The organism is Nocardioides sp. P5_E3, from assembly GCF_054049275.1.
On record NZ_JBFUMR010000001.1, the window covers coordinates 51,258 to 69,868 of the forward strand.

General features: G+C 73.7%; 17 protein-coding genes. 5 read left to right on the top strand and 12 right to left on the bottom strand.

The features are described from left to right. Positions 1–47: 47 nt before the first annotated feature. The 7 genes from ACXJKB_RS00245 to ACXJKB_RS00275 form a co-directional block, all read right to left on the bottom strand. Positions 48–293 (bottom strand): hypothetical protein, encoded by a 246-nt coding sequence (locus tag ACXJKB_RS00245; protein ID WP_457184494.1) that lies wholly within the window; start codon positions 291–293, stop codon positions 48–50. Positions 294–391: 98 nt separating this feature from the next. Then, positions 392–1,162 carry a sucrase ferredoxin gene (locus tag ACXJKB_RS00250; RefSeq protein WP_457184495.1) on the bottom strand — a complete coding sequence of 257 codons (771 nt, stop codon included), beginning with the start codon at positions 1,160–1,162 and terminating at the stop codon, positions 392–394. A 38-nt stretch (positions 1,163–1,200) separates the two neighbouring features. Further along, entirely contained in the window at positions 1,201–2,298 is a 1,098-nt protein-coding gene (locus ACXJKB_RS00255; protein ID WP_457184496.1) for a hypothetical protein, read from the bottom strand. 83 nt (positions 2,299–2,381) lie between these two features. Next, positions 2,382–5,330 (bottom strand): helix-turn-helix transcriptional regulator, encoded by a 2,949-nt coding sequence (locus ACXJKB_RS00260; protein ID WP_457184497.1) that lies wholly within the window; start codon positions 5,328–5,330, stop codon positions 2,382–2,384. A gap of 399 nt (positions 5,331–5,729) precedes the next feature. Then, positions 5,730–6,923, bottom strand: coding sequence for an imidazolonepropionase (gene hutI, locus ACXJKB_RS00265; protein WP_457184498.1), 1,194 nt, complete (start codon positions 6,921–6,923; stop codon positions 5,730–5,732). A gap of 61 nt (positions 6,924–6,984) precedes the next feature. Further along, positions 6,985–8,313 carry a formimidoylglutamate deiminase gene (locus ACXJKB_RS00270; RefSeq protein WP_457184499.1) on the bottom strand — a complete coding sequence of 443 codons (1,329 nt, stop codon included), beginning with the start codon at positions 8,311–8,313 and terminating at the stop codon, positions 6,985–6,987. Between the two features lie 61 nt (positions 8,314–8,374). Beyond that, positions 8,375–9,592: an allantoate amidohydrolase gene (locus tag ACXJKB_RS00275; RefSeq protein WP_457184500.1), complete on the bottom strand. Its 1,218-nt coding sequence runs from the start codon at positions 9,590–9,592 to the stop codon at positions 8,375–8,377. A gap of 93 nt (positions 9,593–9,685) precedes the next feature. Between ACXJKB_RS00275 and ACXJKB_RS00280 the strand changes: the two genes are divergently transcribed. From ACXJKB_RS00280 to ACXJKB_RS00295, 4 genes are read left to right on the top strand one after another with little or no spacing between them, the layout of a single operon-like run. Continuing rightward, positions 9,686–10,831, top strand: a complete 1,146-nt coding sequence (locus ACXJKB_RS00280; RefSeq protein WP_457184501.1) for a hypothetical protein — start codon at positions 9,686–9,688, stop codon at positions 10,829–10,831. Between the two features lie 30 nt (positions 10,832–10,861). After that, the gene (locus tag ACXJKB_RS00285; RefSeq protein ID WP_457184502.1) at positions 10,862–11,476 is read left to right on the top strand and encodes a nitroreductase family protein; all 615 of its coding nucleotides are present in this window, start codon (positions 10,862–10,864) and stop codon (positions 11,474–11,476) included. Next, on the top strand, positions 11,473–12,807 hold the full coding sequence (locus ACXJKB_RS00290; RefSeq protein WP_457184503.1) for a M20/M25/M40 family metallo-hydrolase: 1,335 nt from the start codon (positions 11,473–11,475) through the stop codon (positions 12,805–12,807). The genes ACXJKB_RS00285 and ACXJKB_RS00290 overlap by 4 nt, the downstream gene beginning before the upstream one ends. Continuing rightward, positions 12,804–14,279: an MFS transporter gene (locus ACXJKB_RS00295; RefSeq protein ID WP_457184504.1), complete on the top strand. Its 1,476-nt coding sequence runs from the start codon at positions 12,804–12,806 to the stop codon at positions 14,277–14,279. The genes ACXJKB_RS00290 and ACXJKB_RS00295 overlap by 4 nt, the downstream gene beginning before the upstream one ends. Positions 14,280–14,374: 95 nt before the next feature. Here the strand turns inward: ACXJKB_RS00295 and ACXJKB_RS00300 are convergent, their stop codons facing one another. The 4 genes from ACXJKB_RS00300 to ACXJKB_RS00315 all read right to left on the bottom strand — a co-directional run bounded on the left by ACXJKB_RS00300 (position 14,375) and on the right by ACXJKB_RS00315 (position 17,454). Beyond that, positions 14,375–15,151, bottom strand: coding sequence for a DUF427 domain-containing protein (locus ACXJKB_RS00300; protein WP_457184505.1), 777 nt, complete (start codon positions 15,149–15,151; stop codon positions 14,375–14,377). 55 nt (positions 15,152–15,206) lie between these two features. Then, positions 15,207–15,836: a maleylpyruvate isomerase family mycothiol-dependent enzyme gene (locus ACXJKB_RS00305; protein WP_457184506.1), complete on the bottom strand. Its 630-nt coding sequence runs from the start codon at positions 15,834–15,836 to the stop codon at positions 15,207–15,209. 58 nt (positions 15,837–15,894) lie between these two features. Continuing rightward, a complete protein-coding gene (locus ACXJKB_RS00310; protein ID WP_300047804.1) occupies positions 15,895–16,143 on the bottom strand; it encodes a PspC domain-containing protein in 249 nt (82 codons plus the stop codon). Positions 16,144–16,224: 81 nt separating this feature from the next. After that, a complete protein-coding gene (locus ACXJKB_RS00315) occupies positions 16,225–17,454 on the bottom strand; it encodes a 4-alpha-glucanotransferase (RefSeq protein ID WP_457184507.1) in 1,230 nt (409 codons plus the stop codon). Positions 17,455–17,535: 81 nt separating this feature from the next. Between ACXJKB_RS00315 and ACXJKB_RS00320 the strand changes: the two genes are divergently transcribed. After that, a complete protein-coding gene (locus ACXJKB_RS00320) occupies positions 17,536–18,108 on the top strand; it encodes a DnaJ family domain-containing protein (protein WP_457184508.1) in 573 nt (190 codons plus the stop codon). A gap of 12 nt (positions 18,109–18,120) precedes the next feature. Here the strand turns inward: ACXJKB_RS00320 and ACXJKB_RS00325 are convergent, their stop codons facing one another. After that, entirely contained in the window at positions 18,121–18,483 is a 363-nt protein-coding gene (locus ACXJKB_RS00325) for an NADH-quinone oxidoreductase subunit A (RefSeq protein WP_457184509.1), read from the bottom strand. Between the last annotated feature and the right edge of the window lie 128 nt (positions 18,484–18,611).

Consider the following 18,611-nt stretch of genomic DNA (forward strand, 5'->3'; position numbering starts at 1 on the left):
CTTGTCGAGGAAGGTCTGGGCGTCACCGGTGAGCCGGTCGAGAGCGCTCAGAGCGCGGTCCCGTCGGTGCCGTCGGTCCCGTCGGCGTCCGTGCCGTCCGTCCCGTCGGCGTCCGCGCCGTCGGTGCCGTCGGCGTCGGTGGAGTCGCTGTCGGTGGCATCGGTCGAGTCGCCGTCGGTGCCGTCGGCGTCGGTGCCGTCGGCGTCCGTGCCGGGCCCGGCTGCGACGCCGGTCGGGTCGACGCCCTCGGTGCTCATCTCGTCGTCGCCGAGGGGGTTGTCAGGAGTGGTCATGGATCCTCCTAGTCGCGCCGCGACGGACGGTCCGCCCCGGGTCTGGCATCGAGTCTGGTGTTCGCCACCTCCACCGTCCCACACCCCTGGGGACGTGGTCAGCCCCCGACGGTCTCCGTCTCACGGACCTCGAAACGGGTGGTGCCCTTCACCTTGTCGTCGCCGCACGACTGCCGCCTCGGCGGGCCCGGGACGGTCACCAGCTCGTCGGCGGGATCGCCGCCGGCGAGGACGTGCAGCTCGCGCGCCTGGTCGAGGGCCGGCCGGCCCGCCCGGCCACGCGTCCAGGGCAGCGGCACCTCGCCGCGCTCGACCGCGGCGCACGCGTCGACGGCGGTGTCGGTGTCGAGCCTGCCGAGCGTGATCCCGCTGGGAAGTGCGAGCAGCGTGCCGGAGAACCGGTGACCGCCGAGGTGGGTGGTCTCCCACGTCCCCTCGGGCCACGTCTCCGCGAGCCGGCCGGCGATCGGTCGGCCGATCTCGGCGCAGCAGCGGTCGCGCTTGCCGTTGGTGCAGACCAGCCACAGCGGGCCGTCGTACGCCGACATGCGGGCGAGGTCGAGCTGCAGGAGGTCCTCGGGCCGGTCGAGCACCGCGGCGCGGACGTCGTAGCCCGTCTCGGTGGCGCGGGCGTGGAAGACACGGGTGCCGGGACCGGCCCTGCCGTCGGGCCGGCGGAGCAGGAAGACCTTCATGTCCACCGAGCCGAGGTGCTCGCGGACCGCCTCGGGGAGGCGGTTGTCGCTGACGGCGTCGCGACCCCACGGGCCGGGGCTCTCCACGAGGAGGACCTCGGCGTCCGTGGGCGCCGTGCCGACCATCGGCTCGTCGTCGACGAGGCTGGCGATCGAGCACCGGAAGTCAGGCATGCGGAGAAGTCTGACCGACGGGTCCCACCCGCCCGCGCTCAGTACTGCTGGTTCTGCCAGAGCAGGCCCGCTGCGGCGTACTCCGCGGGGTTGCAGTAGCCGCCGTAGGTCCGGTAGCGCTCGGGCGAGATGAGCTCCTTGGCGCAGTCAGCGGCGTGCTCGAGAGGCACCCAGTCGGGAGCCATCGGGACGGTCGGCCCGGCGGGGTCGTTGTCGGCCACGAACACCGCCGCGGACCGCGCCTCCATCACCGCGAGGCCGGGGCGTGTGCCGCCCCAGTTGTAGAACTGCTTCATGTGGGCGCACTCGTGGATCGCCGTGCCCAGCTTGGAGATCTCGGGCTCGTCGACGCGGGCGGCCATGTCGGCGGGGTCGATGGTGATGCCGTGCTGCCAGCTGAAGACGCCGCCGCGGTCACCGGTGATGTTGGTGGTGTCGAGGTGGATGTTGGCGTTGGGGCACAGCTGCGCGATCGGGGCGTAGAACCGGGCCTGGTCGCCGGTGTACATCGCCTGGTTGTCGAAGGTGACCGTGACCGGCTTGGACGCGACGCTGCGACGGGCCTTGCGGGGACCCTTCGTGATCTTCTTGGTCCTGAGCCGGTAGTCGACGGTCTGGGACGCCACGCCGACAGGTACGACGTGTGCCGGCGCACGGGCGACGACGTACTCCTTGCCGATCTTCCCGCGGGCGCCGCTGACCTTGCCCCACCGGCCGCCGTCGACGCGGGCCTGCACGAACACCTTCTTCGGCAGGATCGGCTTCACGCCGCGGTAGGTCTTCCAGGCCGCCTCGAGCTGGATGCCGGTGCCTGAGCCGCGCAGCGCGGTCGTGAACGTGAAGCCGTCGATGCGGTTGTACTTCGATCCCCAGAAGGCGAACAGCGGGCGACGGAAGGGCCTGTCCGACGTCGGCGAGGTGGCACGCGCAGACGTCGCGACCGCGATCGGCGCCGGCGGCGCGGCCTGCGGCACGTCGCGGGTCGTCAGGGCGACGTCGGGCGCACGAAGCTGGGACGCACGCTCGGACGTGCGCTCCGCGGTCGACCCGGCTCCGGCGGGTCCCGCCACGACGAGGGCCGGGGACAGGACCACCGCCGCTGCTGCGAGTGCGGTGGTCAGGCGACGTGCGTGCATGGGTGGCTCCTGGGCAGCCGGCGGTCGGACGGGTTCCACCTACCCGCGGGCAGGGCCGACAAAACGCCCGGCGCGGCCGCGTCTCAGAGCAGGCCGCGGCGACGGGCCACCGCGGCGGCCTCGGTGCGCGATGAAGCCTCGAGCTTGGCCAGGATGTTGGACACGTGGACCGACACGGTCTTGGTGCTGATGAAGAGCTGCTTGCCGATCTCGCCGTTGGAGCGCCCCTCCGCGACGAGCGCGAGGATCTCCCCCTCCCGCGGTGTGAGCGTCGCCGTGTGGGTGCCGGTGGCGGGCGCGGGCGCGGACCCCTGAACGGTGAGCTCGTCGAGCATCGGTCGGGCGCCGAGTGCGTGGGCCGCCTCCCGCGCCTGGTCGGCCACGGCCCGCGCGCCGGCGGCGTCGCCGACCGCACGCAGCACCCCGGCCAACCGCACCCGGGTCTGCGCGACCTCCGGGACGCTGGCGTAGGCGACGGCGGTCTCCTCGGCGGCGCGCCAGGCCGCGACGAGCTCGTCGGCCGAGGGCGGGTCGACCTGCGCCAGCCACCGCCAGCGCAGGTGCTCGGCGGTGCGGCGGGCCACCCACATGCGGTACTCCGGGCCGTGGCTGCCGTCGTAGGGCGCGTAGAAGTCGATCACCCGGGCGCCGTCGGCCATCAGGCGCTCCACGTCGTGGGCCGCCGAATCGCGCTCCTCGGCCGACTGGCGCGGCGCCGCCGCGGCGAGCGCGGCCAGGGTGAGGGTCGCGAGCCGCAACCGCGCCTGGAACCACTCGTGCCACAGAGGGACGACCACCGCCACCACGTCGTCGTAGACCGACACCGCGCCGGACCCGTCACCGGCGGTCGTGGCCCGCATGATCTCCGCGCCGCCGGACGAGATGGCGGTCAGCCCGTCGGTGCCCCAGTAGTCGCGGAGCCGCTCGAGGGCGTGCTCCTTGCGACGGCCGCGGATGCCGATGGTGATCAGCATCTGGTGGGCGAAGAAGAGCCACTCGTAGACCATGGGCGGGTTCTGGCCGCTGACGTCGAGCAGGTCCCACGCCTCGTCGAGCAGTCCCTGGTGGGTCAGCACGACGGCGAGCAGCAGCCGGGACTCGGCGGGGTAGGGCGACCAGGTCAGGCCCCCGACCTCGCTCCGCTCGATCACCTCGCGGTAGACCTCGACGGCCCGGGGCAGGTCGCCCTCGTCGTGGTGGAGCCGGCCGAGCAGGTAGAGCGCCCGGAGCTCGGGCTCGATCAGCCCGGCCCGCCGCGCCCGCTCGGCCGCGGCCCGCCAGCCGGCGCTCGGGCTCGCACCGCCCTGCGGGTCGAGCCCGGCGACGGTCGCGTGGAGCTCGACGGCGAGGCTGGTGAGGTCGTTGCGCTCGGCCAGCTCGAGGGCCTGGACCGCGACGCTCCGCGCCTCGTCGGCGTGCCACCCGCCCAGGCTCTGGGCGTGGACGAGGAGCGCCCTGGCCAGCAGCTTGGGCGGGCCGCTCCGCAGCAGCTCGACGGCCTCGGCCGCGATGTCGCGGGGCGAGTCGGTGGTGTCGGTGAGCAGGAGCGCCGACGCGAGGGCCGTGAGCAGCTGTCCGCGGTCGACGGCGGCGCCCTCGGCCGGCAGGGCCGCGAGCCGCGCCCGCAGCACCTTCACGGCCTTGTGCACCCGCCCGGAGGCGACCAACGCCTCGGCGCACCGGCGGGCCAGCGCGAAGGCGTCGACGCCGGGCAGCGGCTCGCGGGCGGTGTCGACCAGCTCCAGCGCGTCGAGGAAGTGGGTCGCCGCCTCCGCGGGCCCGCCGACGGCCATCGCCTCCTCACCCGCCTCGATGGAGGCGCGGACGGCGACCGGGCGGTCGTCGGCGCGCCGCGCGTGCTGCGCGAGCTCGGCCGCCGTGCCGACGGCCCGGCCCTCCCCCAGCGCGGCGACGAAGGCGGCGTGGAACCGCATCCGCTCGCCGGGCAGCAGGTCGTCGTAGACCGCCTCGCCGAGCAGCGCGTGCCGGAAGGCGTAGGTGCCGCCGCGCGAGGCCACCAGGACCTGGGCGTCGACGGCGGTGCGCAGCGCAGCCTCGAGCTCGGCGGAGTCGAGGTCGGAGACGGCGGCCAGCAGGCTGTGGCTGACCTGACGGCCCGCGACCGAGACCAGCCGCACGACGCGCCGGGTCGTCTCGTCGAGCCGGTCGAGGTGGACGAGCAGCACGTCGGCGAGCTCGCCGGGGACCTGGCCGGACCACGCGGCGCCGACGAGCTCCTCGATGAAGAACGGGTTGCCCTCGGCGCGGTCGACGATGGAGACGTATTCGGCCTCGGAGAGCGTGGACGGGTGGAGCGCGCGGACGAGGCGGCGTACGTCGTCGTCGTGGAGCGGCTCGACCGGGAGCCGCTCGACCCCGCGCAGGCGCATCCACTCCGCGACCTGGCGACGGAGCGGGTGGCGGCGGTGGAGGTCGTCGGCGCGGTAGGACACGACGAGCGCGACACCCGGCACCGGACGGGAGAAGAGGAAGCTGAGCATGTCGCGGGTGGACTCGTCGGCCCAGTGGGCGTCCTCGACCACGACGAGGACCGGCCCGCGCTCGGCGACGGCGGCGAGGAGGTGGCCGAACGCGTCGTAGACGTTGCCGCGGTCGAGGGCCTGGTCGCCCGACGCGGTCTCGCTGCTGCGGATCCGGCGGCCGGGCTGGAGGCGGGCGAGGGTGGGGTGCACCTCGAGCACGCGGGCGGCGACGTCGGGGAGGTCGGCCATGAGGCGACCGAGGATCTCGGAGAAGGGGAGGTAGGGCAGCGAGCTGTCGGCGAGGTCGAGGCAGTGGCCGGCGACGACCTGCCAGTCGGCCTCGAGGGCCGCGTCGCGCAGGGCCATCAGGAGGCGGGTCTTGCCCACGCCGGCGTCGCCGCCGACGAGCACGGCCCGGGCGGGAGCGGTGCGGGGATCACCGGCGCCGGGCCCCGAGGGGTCTCCGGACGTGCGAATGCCGAGCTGGGCGGTCAGCTGCTCCAGCTCGGCATCGCGTCCGATGAGATCGGTGGTCCGCAGGGCCGGCACGGACGACATTGTGTCGTGTCGGTCCGACATCTGCGGGTCGATCGCGGTGTGGGTCACTTCCGGGTGTCGTTGGCGCGGACACGGGTCCGGCGAAGGGGCCCGTAGTACTTCCGGATCTTGTCCTGTCGGTAGGTCATCTCGGCGCCCAGGAAGCTGTCGGTGGTGAACATGTCCTTCTCCTCTTCTCCTCGGCCCGGTTCCGGACCGTGAGTAGAGGTTGCGTCCATGAGGTAGGCCGGGACATCGGGCGCGTGCCCTATCTACGGGTCGCCGGCTACCTCAGACGCGGTCCCGACGGCGTACGACACGGGTCTGAGGTAGCCGCGTCACCGCCGGGCTGCGGTAGTCCAGTGGGAAGTGGCTGGGTCTACCGCCGATCGACAGCCACTTCTCACTGGACTACCTCGAGGGGCCGACGACGGGCCGGCCGGCCTGCCAGACGCCCGCGACGAGCGGGACGCCGGGACGGTAGGCGAGGTGGACGTACGACGGCGCGTCGAGGAGGACCAGGTCGGCCACCTTGCCGGGGGCGAGGACCCCGACGTCGTCGCGGGCGAGGGCGGCCGCCCCCATGGCGGTCGCGCCGTGCAGGGCCTCGGCCGGGGTCATCCGCATCTCGCGGACGGCCAGCGCGATGCAGAGCGCCATGGAGGACGTGAAGCAGGAACCGGGGTTGCAGTCGCTGGCCAGCGCGACCCGCACGCCGGCGTCGAGCAGGCGGCGCGCGTCGGGGTAGGGCTGGCGGGTGGAGAACTCCACGCCCGGCAGGAGCGTCGCGATGGTCCGTGAGTCCCTCAGCGACTCGACGTCCAGGTCGCTCAGGAAGGTGCAGTGGTCGACCGCGACGAGGCCGAGCTCGCAGGCCAGCTGCACGCCACCGCCGTACGTCAGCTGGTTGGCGTGGAGGCGTCCGCGCAGGCCGCTGTCGGACCCCGCGGCGAGGATGGCTCGCGCCTGGTCGACGTCGAAGGCGCCGTCCTCGCAGAACACGTCGATCCACCGGGCGTACGGTGCGGCGGCCGTGAGCATGGGACCGGTGACGAGGTCGACGTAGTCCTCGGGGGTGGTGCCTCCCTGGAACTCCACGGGGACGACGTGGGCGCCGAGGAAGGTCGTGTCCTCGGTGAACTGGCGGGCCACCGCGAGGCTGCGCGCCTCGTCGTGGACCGACAACCCGTATCCGCTCTTGATCTCGACGGAGGTGGTGCCCTGGGCCCGCATCTCGGCGACGAGCCGGGCGACGTGGGAGGTGAGCTGCTCGTCGGTGGCGGCACGGGTCCTGGCGACCGTGGTGCGGATCCCGCCGGCCGCGTAGGGCTGGCCGGTCATCCGCGCCTCGAACTCGGCGGAGCGGTCGCCGGCGAAGACGAGGTGGCTGTGCGAGTCGACGAAGCCGGGGATCACCGCGCGCCCACCGGCGTCGACCTGCACGTCGGCGGCGGGTGCGTCGGCGGCCGGACCGACCCACGCGACCCGGCTGCCCTCCACGACGACCGCTGCGTCGTGCACGAGCCCGAGGAGTCCGCCCTCGCCGGTCCGCGCCGGGTCGTTGGTGGCGAGCTCGCCGATGCCCGTGATCACGGTCGTGCTCATGCGGGGTCCCCACGGCGTTGTTCGGGGGAGCGCAGCGGAGGAGAAGAACGGCGTGGGGTGTTCATCGGTGGTCCTCTCCCCAGGTGAGGGCGATGGCTGCATCGAGCTCGAGCCCGATGTCGTAGCGCTCACCCTCCTGCACGACCCACCGGCCGTCGACCATGACGCGCTGCACGTCCTCCGCGGACGCGGCGAAGACCACCGCGCCCTCGTCGCGGCCGGCTCCTGCAGTCCGCGGGCTGGCCGGGTCGACGACGACGAGGTCGGCGCGCCGGCCGACGGCGATCGCGCCGGCGTCGTCCCAGCCGAGCGACCCGTGCCCGGTGGTGGTAGCGGCGGTCAGCAGCTCGGCGGCGGTCCAGTGACCGCGCTGCTGGGTGGCCAGCCGCTCGTCGAGCTCGACGGCGCGCATCTCCTCGAAGAGGTCGATCACCGCGTGGCTGTCGGATCCGAGGGTCAGGCGCGCGCCCGCGTCGTGCAGCCGACGGCTCGGCCCGATGCCGTCGCCCAGGTCGCGCTCGGTCGTCGGGCAGAAGCTCGCGTGGGCGCCGGCTCCCCCGATCAGCTCGATGTCGTCGTCGGTCAGGTGGGTGGCGTGCACCAGGCTCGACGTCGGGCCCAGCAGGCCGTGGTCGGCGAGCAGCCGTGCGGGCGTGACGCCGTACGCCTCGAGGCAGGCGGTGTTCTCGGCGACCTGCTCGGAGAGGTGGACGTGGAAGGGCCGGCCGTCGAGGCGTGCGGCCACCGCCGACAGCTCGTCGGCCGGCACCGCGCGGACGGAGTGGACCGCCATGCCGGTGACGGCGTGCGGGGCGGCGGCCAGGGCGGCGGCCAGGGCGTCCACCCGGTCGGCCCACGTCCCGACGCTGCCGTCGCTGTAGCGGAGCTGGGCCCCCTCGGGCGGCACGCCGAAGCCGGAGGAGAGGTAGAGCGTGTCGAGCAGCGTGATCCGGATGCCGGCCTGCCGGGCCGCCTCGACCAGCACGTCACCCATCTCGTTGGGGTCGGCGTAGGTCGAGCCGTCCGGGCGGTGGTGGACGTAGTGGAACTCCCCCACGCACGTGATCCCGGCCGCCGCCATCTCGCGGTAGGTCGCTCGCGCCAGGGCGAGGTAGGTGTCCGGGTCGAGCCGCGCGGCGACGGCGTACATCTGGTCGCGCCAGGTCCAGAAGGTGCCGCGCTCGCGCTGGGTGCGGCCGCGCAGCGCGCGGTGGAACGCGTGGCTGTGGGTGTTGGCGAGGCCGGGGACGACGAGGCCGCGCACCGGGATGGCGCGGGGCGGGTCGGAGTCCGGGGTGACGGAGGTGAAGCGGCCGTCCTCGACTTCGACCAGCACGTCGTCGAGGAAGCGGTCGCCGACCCAGGCACGCTCGAGGAGGTACGCCGTCACGCGGGGTCCCTGCGGCGCTGTTGGGAGGAGCGAAGCGGGGGACAAGAACGCCGTGGGGTGCTCATGCGGGCGCCCCGGAACCCGCCAGCTCGGCCAGCACGTCGGCGAGCGCGTCGACGCCGGCCAGGCAGTCGGCGGTCTCGGCGTGCTCGTCGGGCGAGTGCGAGACCCCGGTCGGGTTGCGCACGAAGACCATCGCGGTCGGGATGCCAGCGTCGGAGAGGATGCCCGCGTCGTGGCCGGCCTGGGTGGGGATGACCGGCCAGCCGGCGAGGCCGGCGAGGCGGGCAGCCAGGTCCGGGTCGAAGGCGACGGAGCCCGACACGGACTCCGCGGTGACGTCGAGCGAGGTGCCGTCGCGGTCGGCGCGGTCGTGGGCCTGTCGCTCGACGGCCTCCACGAGGGTCGCGAGGGCCTCGTCGGACGAGGCCCGCGCGTCGAGCCACGCGGTGACCAGCGACGGGACGGCGTTGGTGCCGTTGGGCTCGACGGTGATGCGGCCGAAGGTGGCGCGCTGGCCGGAGATGCGGGCCTGCTTGTTCGCGGCGAGCGCCGTCATGGCGTAGGTCAGCATCGGGTCGTGCCGGTCCTCCATGCGGGTGCTGCCGGCGTGGTTGGCCTGGCCGGTGAAGTCGAAGCGCCACCGCCCGTGCGGCCAGATCTCGCTGGCCAGCCCGACGGCCACGTCGCGGTCGACGAGGTCGCGGCCCTGCTCGACGTGGAGCTCGACGAAGGTGCCGACGCGGTCGAGGTCCAGCAGTCCTTGTGCAGGGTCCAGCCCGGCGGCGCTGATCGCGTCGGCGAGGAAGACGCCGTCGCGGTCGCGCAGCTCCTTCGCCTGCACCCACGTCGTGGCGCCGGTGACCAGCCGCGAGCCGAGGCAGGCGCGTCCGAACCGCGACCCCTCCTCCTCGACGAAGACGCCGATGCCGATCGGGCGGCCCGGCTCGAAGCCCCGGGCCCGCAACGTGTCGACCGCGGCGAGCGCGGACGCCACGCCCAGTGGACCGTCGTACGCCCCGCCGTCGAGGACCGAGTCGAGGTGCGACCCGGTGAGGACACCCTTGTCGCCCAGGCGCGCGCCGGGGGAGGGCTCCCACCAGGCGACCTGGTTGCCGATGCCGTCGGTCTCGACGGCCAGCCCGCGCGCCGCGCACCCCTCGGCGAACCACGACCTCAGCTCCGACTCGGCCGCCGTCCAGGGCTGGCGGAAGTAGCCGCCCGACGAGCTCGACCGGCCGACCGGTGCCAGGTCGCGCCACATCTCCTCGAAGGCCATGCGCCCAGTCCATCGGGATCGTCGATCGGGGTCAACGAGGGGGGCCGGCCCGTCGTCTCGGATCCCAGACCCACGCGGAGCTACGGTGGGCCGATGGTGGTCCAGATCCGGTCGTCTGCCATCGACAAGGCGTGGCGCGGGGGTGGCGGCGAGTCAGTCTGGCTCGTCCTCACCGGGTCGGCCCTCGACGGGGACAAGTCGGCGTACCAGCGGTTCCAGGCGTCGCTGACGACGGCCAACGACACGGCAACCGCGCGGGGCGACGACAACGACGTGTACGCCGAGGCACCCGCCCCCACGGCAGGTGGCCTCGCCGTCCTGATGAGCCGGGCGTCCGACCGTGGCGCGCTGCGCCGGTTCGTCGACGACCTGGCCGCCGCCCTGGAGGCCAACGGGATCGCCGGCTCGCTGACCGCCGCGACCGACGCGATCGCTCCGCGGTGGTCCACCGGTGGTCCAGTCCTCGCAGCGTTCCTCGCATGGGTCCCGGACCTCGACTCGATGGCACGCGACCCCCAGCGCACCAGCGGCTGGCACGTGCCGGACGACCGGACGGCCCGCATCGCCGAGCTCGCCACCACCTGGGCCGGGCCTCTCACGTCACGGTCGATCGTCCGCGCGGGCCAGCACGGCGTCGAGCTCGCGGAACCCACGCCCACCGAGGTCGCCGGCCTGCTGGCGCGAGGTGTCGCCACCACCGGCATGGCCGGCCTCGAGATCGTCGACGAGGCTGCCCGCAGCGTCCGGCAGGCGGCCCTCGCGCCCGGTGGTGAGACGGTGCTCGAGACCGCGACGGACGCAGGCTGCGAGCCATCGTGGCGGGAGGTCGTGGACGTGCTCCGACACGCGCTGACGGCACTCGCCGCGGACCTCAACCAGGGCTTCGTCCGGCCCACGGTGCGCCGGGCGCTGTCGGCCGACACGCTCGACTCGACCCTCGGGCTGCCTGGCATCCGGGAGCACCACGTGCGCTACAACAAGCACCTTCTCGACCGCTTCGTCCCTGACGTCCACGGCATCCAGGTGCTCCGCGACGAGCACGTGACAGCACTTGGCGACAGCCGCGGCTGGCGGATCACGGACCTCGCCGGCGGACGCCACCTGGTCGAGGCCGAGGACCTCGAGCCCTGGTACGCCGGCGGCCTTCCCGACCCGGCCGTCCTCGACGCCGCCCGCGCCCAGTTCGCGAGCATCCTGCTGACGCCGGAGGCCATCAGCGCGCACCCGGCGCGCTGGTAGCCGCCACCACCGGAGTGGGAGGGTCGCCCGATGGAGTTCCATGAGGTCGTACGCCGTCGACGGATGGTGCGCCGCTACGCCGACCGGCCGGTCGACCCGGCGGCCGTCGACCGGATGCTCGAGAACGCGCAGCGCGCGCCGAACGCCGGTTTCACCCAGGGGTGGGCGTTCCTGGTGCTGGACACCCCCGAGGACGTGGCGCTCTTCTGGGCGACGACGGGGGCCGACCCCGACGCCCACAACGCGTGGCTCGACGGCATGCGCACGGCTCCGGTCGTGATCGTCCCGCTGACCAGCAAGGCCGCGTACCTCGACCGCTACGCCCTGCCCGACAAGGGCTGGACCGACCGCGACGAGGCACGCTGGCCGGTCCCCTACTGGTGGGTCGACGCGGGGATGGCGGCGCTGCTCGTCCTGCAGACCGCCGTCGACGAGGGGTTGGGCGCCTGTTTCTTCGGCATCGAGGAACGCCACCTCGACGGCTTCCGGGAGGCGTTCGGCATCCCCGAGGACCACGCGCCGGTCGGCGCGATCACGGTCGGCCACCGCGAGACCGACACCGGCGCCCCGGGCTCACCGGCCCGCCGCGAGCGACGTACGAATCTCGTCCACCGCGGGCGGTGGGGCACTACGGTCGGCGCATGACCGACCGCGTGGTCGCCGCTCTGCAGGCGCTCGTCCGCATCCCGACCGTCTCCGACCGCGACCCCGCGCGCGTCGACACCGACGCCTTCGACCGGCTGCTGGCCGAGCTCGCGACGCAGTTCCCGTTGCTGCACGAGCGGCTGGAGCTCACGCGAGTCGGCGCCCATGGCCTGCTTCTCCACTGGGCCGGGGCGAGCGCCGAGCGCCCGGTCGTGCTGATGGCGCACCTCGACGTCGTGCCCGTCGACACCGGGGCCCCCTGGCAGCACGACCCGTTCGGCGGCGAGATCCACGACTCCCCCACCGGCCCGGCGATCTGGGGCCGCGGGACGCTCGACGACAAGGGCTGCGCCGCGGCGATCTGCGAGGCCGTCGAGTCCCTGCTCGAGGCCGGGCACACCCCCGCCCAGGACGTCTGGCTGTCCTTCGGCTGCGACGAGGAGGTCAGCGGCACCGCGGCGCCCGAGGCCGTCGAGGTGCTCCGCGACCGGGGGGTCACCCCGTGGCTCGTGCTCGACGAGGGCGGCGCGATCGCGGGAGGAGCGTTCCCGGGCGTGAAGGCCCCGCTGGGCGTCATCGGCGTCACCGAGAAGGGCACCACCTCGCTCGAGCTCGTCGCCGAGGGACGCGGCGGGCACGCCTCGACGCCCGCGAGGAACGGCCCGACGGCCCGCATCGCCCGTGCCATCCTGCGGCTCGAGAAGGCGCCTTTCCCGGCATCCGCCCCGGCGCCGACGCTCGAGCTGATGCGCCGCCTCGCGCCGCACGTGCCGCTGCCGCTGCGCCCGCTGCTCGGCCGGGCCGACCGGCTGGCCCCGGTGGTGACCCGGGCGCTGCTCGCCGCGGGCCCGGAGGCCGCGGCCATGACGCGTACGACGGTCGCGGCCACCACCCTCAGCGGGTCGCCGGCCCTCAACGTGATCGCGTCGACCGCGAAGGCCGGGCTCAACATCCGGGTGATGGTGGGCGACACGGTCGCCGGCGTGGTCGAGCACGTCAGGAAGGCGGTCGACGACGACTCGATCCGCATCGACGTGGTCGAGTCGGGTGAGCCGTCGCCGGTCTCCCCGATGGACGAGCCGTTCGAGCTGCTGGAGGACTGCATCGGCGACGTCTTCCCCGACGCGGTCGCGACGCCCTACGTGATGATGGCCGCCACCGACTCGCGCCACTTCACCGCGATCAGCGAGCACGTCTACCGCTTCGCCCCCTTCCGGATGACCAAGGCCCAGCGCGAGGCCATCCACTCCTACGACGAGCACATCGGCGTCGCCGACCTCGTCGACGGCGCCCGCTGGTACAAGTTGCTGATCGAGAGGCTCCCCGCATGAGCACCCCACGCTTGACGACCAGCAAGCCGGCCGCGCAGACCGCCGTGAAGGGCCTCGCCACGATCGTCGGCTTCCTGGTGCTGGTGGAGTTCGCCAGCGGCATCCTGCAGGGCTACTACACCCCGATCTACCCGCAGATCGCCGATCACCTCTCGATCAGCGAGGGCGACATCAACTGGTTCGAGGCCGCGCAGCTCATCGTGAGCGCCCTCTGCATCCCGTTGCTCGCACGGCTCGGGGACCTCTCCGGCCACAAGCGCGTCCTGCTCGTCTCGACCGCCGTGACCGCGCTCGGCTCGTGGTGGCTGGCGTTCGCGCCGTCCTTCACGACCTTCCTCGTCGGCTGGGCGATCCAGGGCGCGTACGTCGTGTGGCTGCCGCTGGAGATCGCGATCGTCCACCGCCGCACGCGCGAGTCCGGTCGCCAGGAGCTGCTCACCCGGCGCGGGGCCGCGATCCTCGTCGGCTCCCTCGAGCTCGCCGTCATCGTCGGTGCGGTCAGCAGCGGCCTGCTGGTCGACACGCTCGACATGAACGTCCTGCTCGCCCTCCCCGCCGTCGTGGTGACGGCGGTCTTCTTCGTGATCCTCTTCGGCATCGAGCAGGCGCCCGGCGACGACACCGGCAGCATCGACTGGGCCGGCCTGGCCCTGATCACCGTCGCCCTCGGCGTTCTGATGGGCGGCCTCGTGTGGCTGCGCCTCGACGGTGCCGGGTCGCTGCTCGGCTGGTCGACGATCGTCGTGTCCGTCGCGGTGTTCGCCGTGTTCTGGCGCTTCGAGCTGCGGCATCCGGACCCGATCGTCGACGTACGCCTGCTCAGCAGCCCGGCGCAGTGGCCGGTGCAGGTGACAGCGTTCCTCTTCGGCATCCCGGTGCTGGGCGGCCAGATCCCGCTGTCGACCTACGCCCAGGCCGACCCGGCCGAGCGCGGCTACGGGCTCGGTGCGGACCCTGCGTTCATCTCCACGCTGATCGGGCTCTACGTCGTGACCCTGGCGATCGGGGCGTTCACCCTGCCCCTGACGACCCGGCTTTTCGGGGGCGTACGACGCGCGCTGGTCGTCGCGTGCTGCCTCGTCGGGCTGGGCTACCTGCTGTGGCTGCCGTTCAACTCCGAGACCTGGCAGGCGCTGATCAACATGGGCATCGCCGGCCTCGGGTCGGGCGCACTGGTGGCCGCGCTGCCCGCCGCCGCGGCGGCCGCCGCGCCACCCGAGCGCACCGGCATCGCCACCGGCATGACCAACGGCACCAAGACCGTCGGCGGTGCGATCGCCTCCGCGATCTTCGCGATCGCGCTCACCGCGACCGGCTCGCTCGACGCGACGTCCGAGCACGTGGCACCGTTCAGCGGCTACCTCACCGTGTGGGCCGTCTGCGCCGGCGCGTCCTTCCTCGCCGCGCTCGCGCTCCTCGCCGCACCCCGGCACGCCTTCAGCGACGTACGCAACGAGACCGTCCCGCACTGACCTCCGGCGCGATCCCCGGATATCCGGGGAACTTCCCGCTTGTCGGCTGAAACTCCGGCCGACGAGCGGGAAGTTCGGCCGACAAGTCCGCCGGATCAGGCGTCGCCGCCGGGCCGCTGCTCGCGGGAGCTGAACGGTGACTCGGGCCGCTGCTGGCGCACCCCGTCGACGGTGATGTCCACCAGCTCGTTGTAGAACGCCACCCGGCCGGCGACGGTGCCGACCGCCGGTGCCGGCGAGGAGTAGGTCCAGGCGACGTTGGGCAGGACAGGCGGCCCCGGCCAGGTCCAGTAGCCGTCGGTCCGACCCTTGTAGGGGCAGTACGAGACGTTGTCGGTCGGCTCCAGCAGGTCGAGGCGCACGTCCTCGACCGGGAGGTAGAAGCGCGTGGGCAGGTGGGTCTCGAAGAGCAGCACCGGCCGGGCGCTGCTGGCGAGCGTCACGCCGTCGACGGCCACCTCCACGCGCCGCGAGCTCGCGATGGCCTCGACCCGCTTGTGCGGGTCGCGGGGGTGCGCCGTGACCGGCTCGTCCTCCTCGGTCCACTCGAGCAGCCCCGGCTCCCAGGTGACCACCACCCGGTCGGCGAGCGCCTCGTCGGCGAGCGTCCACGCGGCCGCCGGGAGCACCCGGCCCGCGGCAGCGACGTCGTACCACTGCGACACCGGGACCTGCGGGCCGAAGAAGAAGAAGCCTTCGCGCACCGGCGGATCGATGGGCGTGAGCACCCCGTCGGCGATCTCGTCGCGACGGAACGCGTAGACCGGCGGGAACATGCCCTGCCACACGAGCAGGGGCTCGCGGGACTCGACGACCACCTCGCCGTCGAGGCGGCCCCGCACCCACTTGTCGATCGGCTCGGTCCGCACCACCTCGCCAGTGTGCTCCCGCGGTGGACGGCAGCGCCACCGTGCCGGGAGCGGCCCCTCAGCTGGTGAGCGCTCCCGCGAGCCGGTCCACCCCGGGTCCGGTCAGGTCCTCGAGCGCCTCGGCCCGACCGGAGACGACCATCAGCAGCGACACCAGCGGACCGCGGACCTCGGCGCCCTCGCCGTGGAACCAGTCGGCGTCGGTCGCGACGAGCCGGAGACCGGCCGCGCGCTGCTTGCCACCGCCCAGCCCGACCGACGTCCTGAGCTGGTGGGCCAGGGCACGCTCGACGGTCTCCGTCGGGTAGTCGCGGCGCACGTCGAGCGGGAGTCGTACGTCCTCGCCGTGGACGACCTCCTCGACGAGCCGGCTGTCGAGCGGCGCCGGAGGAGTCGTACGCCGTCCCACCACCGCGCGGAGGCGGTCGAGCGTCTCGGCCGGCGTCGCGCCCTTCTCGCGGGCGACGCCGGCGTCGTTCTGCCGGTCGAAGTCGAAGCGTGCGCGCACCATCGCGGCCACGATGCCGAGCCGGGTGGTGCGGGCGTTGTCGACGAGGTGTGCGGCGACGTCGTGGACCGTCCAGCCGCCGCACAGCGACGGCAGCTCCCACTGCTTGTCGGTCAGCCCGGCCAGGTCCTCGACCAGCGCCTCGCGCTCGCGGCGCACCAGCTCCCACGCGTCCGTCATGCCGTCAGCCTGTCAGGGCCCGGTGACAGCGCAGGGCCGACGGGCGAGGAGCCCGCCGTCAGCGCAGGTGCGGGGCGGCCGCGGCGGCCTCGATGCTGTCCTCGGACGGCATCAGGAACCACAGCAGCGGGTAGACGAGGATCTGGCTGCCCGGCAGCACGAAGAGCGTCACGACGAACAGCAGCCGGGTCACCCACGGCGTGAGCCCGAAGCGACGGCCGACGCCGGCGCAGACGCCGGCGATGATCGCCTTGTCGGTCGAGCGGACGAGGCCCTGCCGGGCGAGGGAGGTGCGGATCTTTTCCATGCCTCCAGCATGCGCCGCCGGGGCACGCAGCACCATCGGGGTCAGCCCCTGCCCGACCCGGAGCCGACCCGGACGGCCCGGTCAGACCAGGCGTCCGTGCTCCTCGGTGACCTCGCGCAGCCGCGCCGCCAGGTCGGCGCCCAACATGCCGGGTGCCAGCTGCCACGACCAGGTGGCCGCGGTGCCCGGGGTGTTCATCCGGGCCTCCGAGCCCAGCGACAGCACGTCCTGGGCCTGCACGACCGCCAGCCGGCAAGGCGCCGCGTGCGCGAGCCGGATCAGGGCCCAGGCGGGGTCGGGGTCGGTGATGCCGGCCGTACGACAGGCGCGGCCCACCTCGCGGCGACGTCGCTCCGGCAGGGTGTCCCACCAGCCGACGACGGTGTCGTTGTCGTGGGTGCCGGTGTAGACGACCTGGTCGCGGCGCAGGTTCTCCGGCTCGTGGCGCCGGTCCTCGCCGTCGGGGTCGAAGGCGAACTGCAGGACGCCCATGCCGGGGAAGCCCAGCGCGTCGCGCAGGTCCTCGACCGGCGCGTCGATGACGCCGAGGTCCTCGGCGACGACCGGCAGCGGGCCGAGCCGCGCGGACGCCGCGTCGAAGACCGCGCGGCCGGGCCCCGGCTCCCACCGACCGTGCTCGGCCGTGGCGTCGCCGGCCGGGACCGCCCAGAACGACTCGAAGCCCCGGAAGTGGTCGATGCGGACGAGGTCGTGGAGGGCGAGGTGGCGGCGCAGGCGCTCGATCCACCACCGGTGCTCGTCGGCCGCCATCGCCGCCCAGTCGTAGAGCGGGTTCCCCCACAGCTGGCCGGTGTCGCTGTAGGCATCGGGTGGCACCCCGGCCACGGCGTCGTCGCGGAAGAGGTCGGGCCAGGCCGCGGCGTCGGCGCTCCCGGCGGCGACGTAGATCGGGATGTCGCCCATCACCCGCACGCCGTGGTCGGCGGCGAAGGCCCGCAGTGCGGCCCACTCCCGCTCGAAGCGCACCTGGTCGGCCAGGTCGCCGCCGTGCGCCGCCCACGACCCGGCCCAGTAGACGTGCTCGTCGGCGAAGGCCGCGACCTCGTCGTCGGTGACCGACGCACCCGGGTCCTCGAGCAGGCCCGGCCACGCGGCGAAGGCGGACGGGGAGGCGTACGGCGACCCGTGCGCGTCGGGCACGGTCAGCGGCAGGACCTGCCAGACCGTCTGCCCCGCGGCCGACAGCCACCGCACGAAGTCGCGGGCCGGCTCCCCGAGCCGCCCGCCGGGCAGCGAGGTGACGTGCAGCTGGACGCCGGCGGCCCGGTCGGGGATGCCTCGGATGGCCATGCGTCCACCCTGTCACGGGCTGGCCGCCACCAGCCCGGCCAGGACCGTGCCTTGCCCGGGCCGCGAACGTAGGGTGGCGACATGCCGGAGAGCGACCGGGAGGACGGGTTCGAGGTGGCGGACACCGAGTCCGTACGCCGCGCCGCCGCGCGCGACGACCGCACCGGTCGCTCCGCTGCAGCGGCCCGGATCGCTCAGCAGGCGACCTGGGTGGACCTGCAGGTGCGCCAGGCGATGGAGCGTGGCGAGTTCGACGACCTGCCCGGACAGGGCAAGCCGATCGAGGACCTCGGCGTCGAGCACGACCCGGACTGGTGGGTCAAGAAGCTCGTCGAGCGCGAGAACATCGCCCTCCTGCCGCCGGCCCTGGCCCTGCGCAAGGAGGACGCCGAGCTCGATGCCCGGTTGGACGAGGTCACGGCCGAGAGCGAGGTGCGCCGCGAGGTCGAGGACTTCAACAAGCGGGTGATCGAGACCCGCCGACAGCTCCAGGGCGGCCCGCCCGTGATCACCGCACCCCGGGACGTCGACGACGAGGTGGCCGCGTGGCGCGAGCGTCGTACGGCCCGGGTCGAGGCCCAGCGCGCAGCCGTCGCGGCCAGCCGCGCGGCACCGCGGAAGTCGTCGTGGTGGTCCCGCTGGCGCAGCCGCTGACCGCCGGGCGGGTCAGTCCCAGTCGAGCCCGCCGCGCCGCCACTCGTAGGCATAGGCGAGCGACAGGTTGAGGATGAACAGCACCACGGCGAAGTAGCCGAAGCTGCCGAGCTGGTCGAAGTGCACCGCCCATGGCACGAGGAACATGATCTCGACGTCGAAGATGATGAAGGTCATCGCGATCGTGTAGTAGCGCACCGGGATCGTGCGGGCGTTGCGGCCCGGGTCGGCGACCGGATCGATGCCGCACTCGTAGGAGTCGAGCCGGGCGCGGTTGTAGCGCTTCGGTCCGACGACCGAGCTCATGAGCACCGAGCCCACGGCGAACAGGCCGGCGATCGCGGACAGGACCACCACTGGGAGGTAGAGCTCCACGGGTCGCTCCTCGGTCGGGGACGAGTGCCCCAGTCCTAGCAGGCTGCGGCAAACGCGTGGGGCCTCACCTTTTGGCCGGATCGGCGAGACATGCGTCATATCCGGGGCCCGGCGGGCGACGGTAGTTT

Coding starts and splice junctions, on each gene's coding strand:
- ACXJKB_RS00295 (WP_457184504.1), top strand. CDS start 12,804: ATGAGCACCCCACGCTTGACGACCAGCAAGCCGGCCGCGCAGACCGCC.
- ACXJKB_RS00305 (WP_457184506.1), bottom strand. CDS start 15,836: ATGACGGACGCGTGGGAGCTGGTGCGCCGCGAGCGCGAGGCGCTGGTC.
- ACXJKB_RS00290 (WP_457184503.1), top strand. CDS start 11,473: ATGACCGACCGCGTGGTCGCCGCTCTGCAGGCGCTCGTCCGCATCCCG.
- ACXJKB_RS00275 (WP_457184500.1), bottom strand. CDS start 9,592: ATGGCCTTCGAGGAGATGTGGCGCGACCTGGCACCGGTCGGCCGGTCG.
- ACXJKB_RS00255 (WP_457184496.1), bottom strand. CDS start 2,298: ATGCACGCACGTCGCCTGACCACCGCACTCGCAGCAGCGGCGGTGGTC.
- ACXJKB_RS00250 (WP_457184495.1), bottom strand. CDS start 1,162: ATGCCTGACTTCCGGTGCTCGATCGCCAGCCTCGTCGACGACGAGCCG.
- ACXJKB_RS00285 (WP_457184502.1), top strand. CDS start 10,862: ATGGAGTTCCATGAGGTCGTACGCCGTCGACGGATGGTGCGCCGCTAC.
- ACXJKB_RS00280 (WP_457184501.1), top strand. CDS start 9,686: ATGGTGGTCCAGATCCGGTCGTCTGCCATCGACAAGGCGTGGCGCGGG.
- ACXJKB_RS00320 (WP_457184508.1), top strand. CDS start 17,536: ATGCCGGAGAGCGACCGGGAGGACGGGTTCGAGGTGGCGGACACCGAG.
- hutI (WP_457184498.1), bottom strand. CDS start 6,923: ATGAGCACGACCGTGATCACGGGCATCGGCGAGCTCGCCACCAACGAC.
- ACXJKB_RS00310 (WP_300047804.1), bottom strand. CDS start 16,143: ATGGAAAAGATCCGCACCTCCCTCGCCCGGCAGGGCCTCGTCCGCTCG.
- ACXJKB_RS00315 (WP_457184507.1), bottom strand. CDS start 17,454: ATGGCCATCCGAGGCATCCCCGACCGGGCCGCCGGCGTCCAGCTGCAC.
- ACXJKB_RS00245 (WP_457184494.1), bottom strand. CDS start 293: ATGACCACTCCTGACAACCCCCTCGGCGACGACGAGATGAGCACCGAG.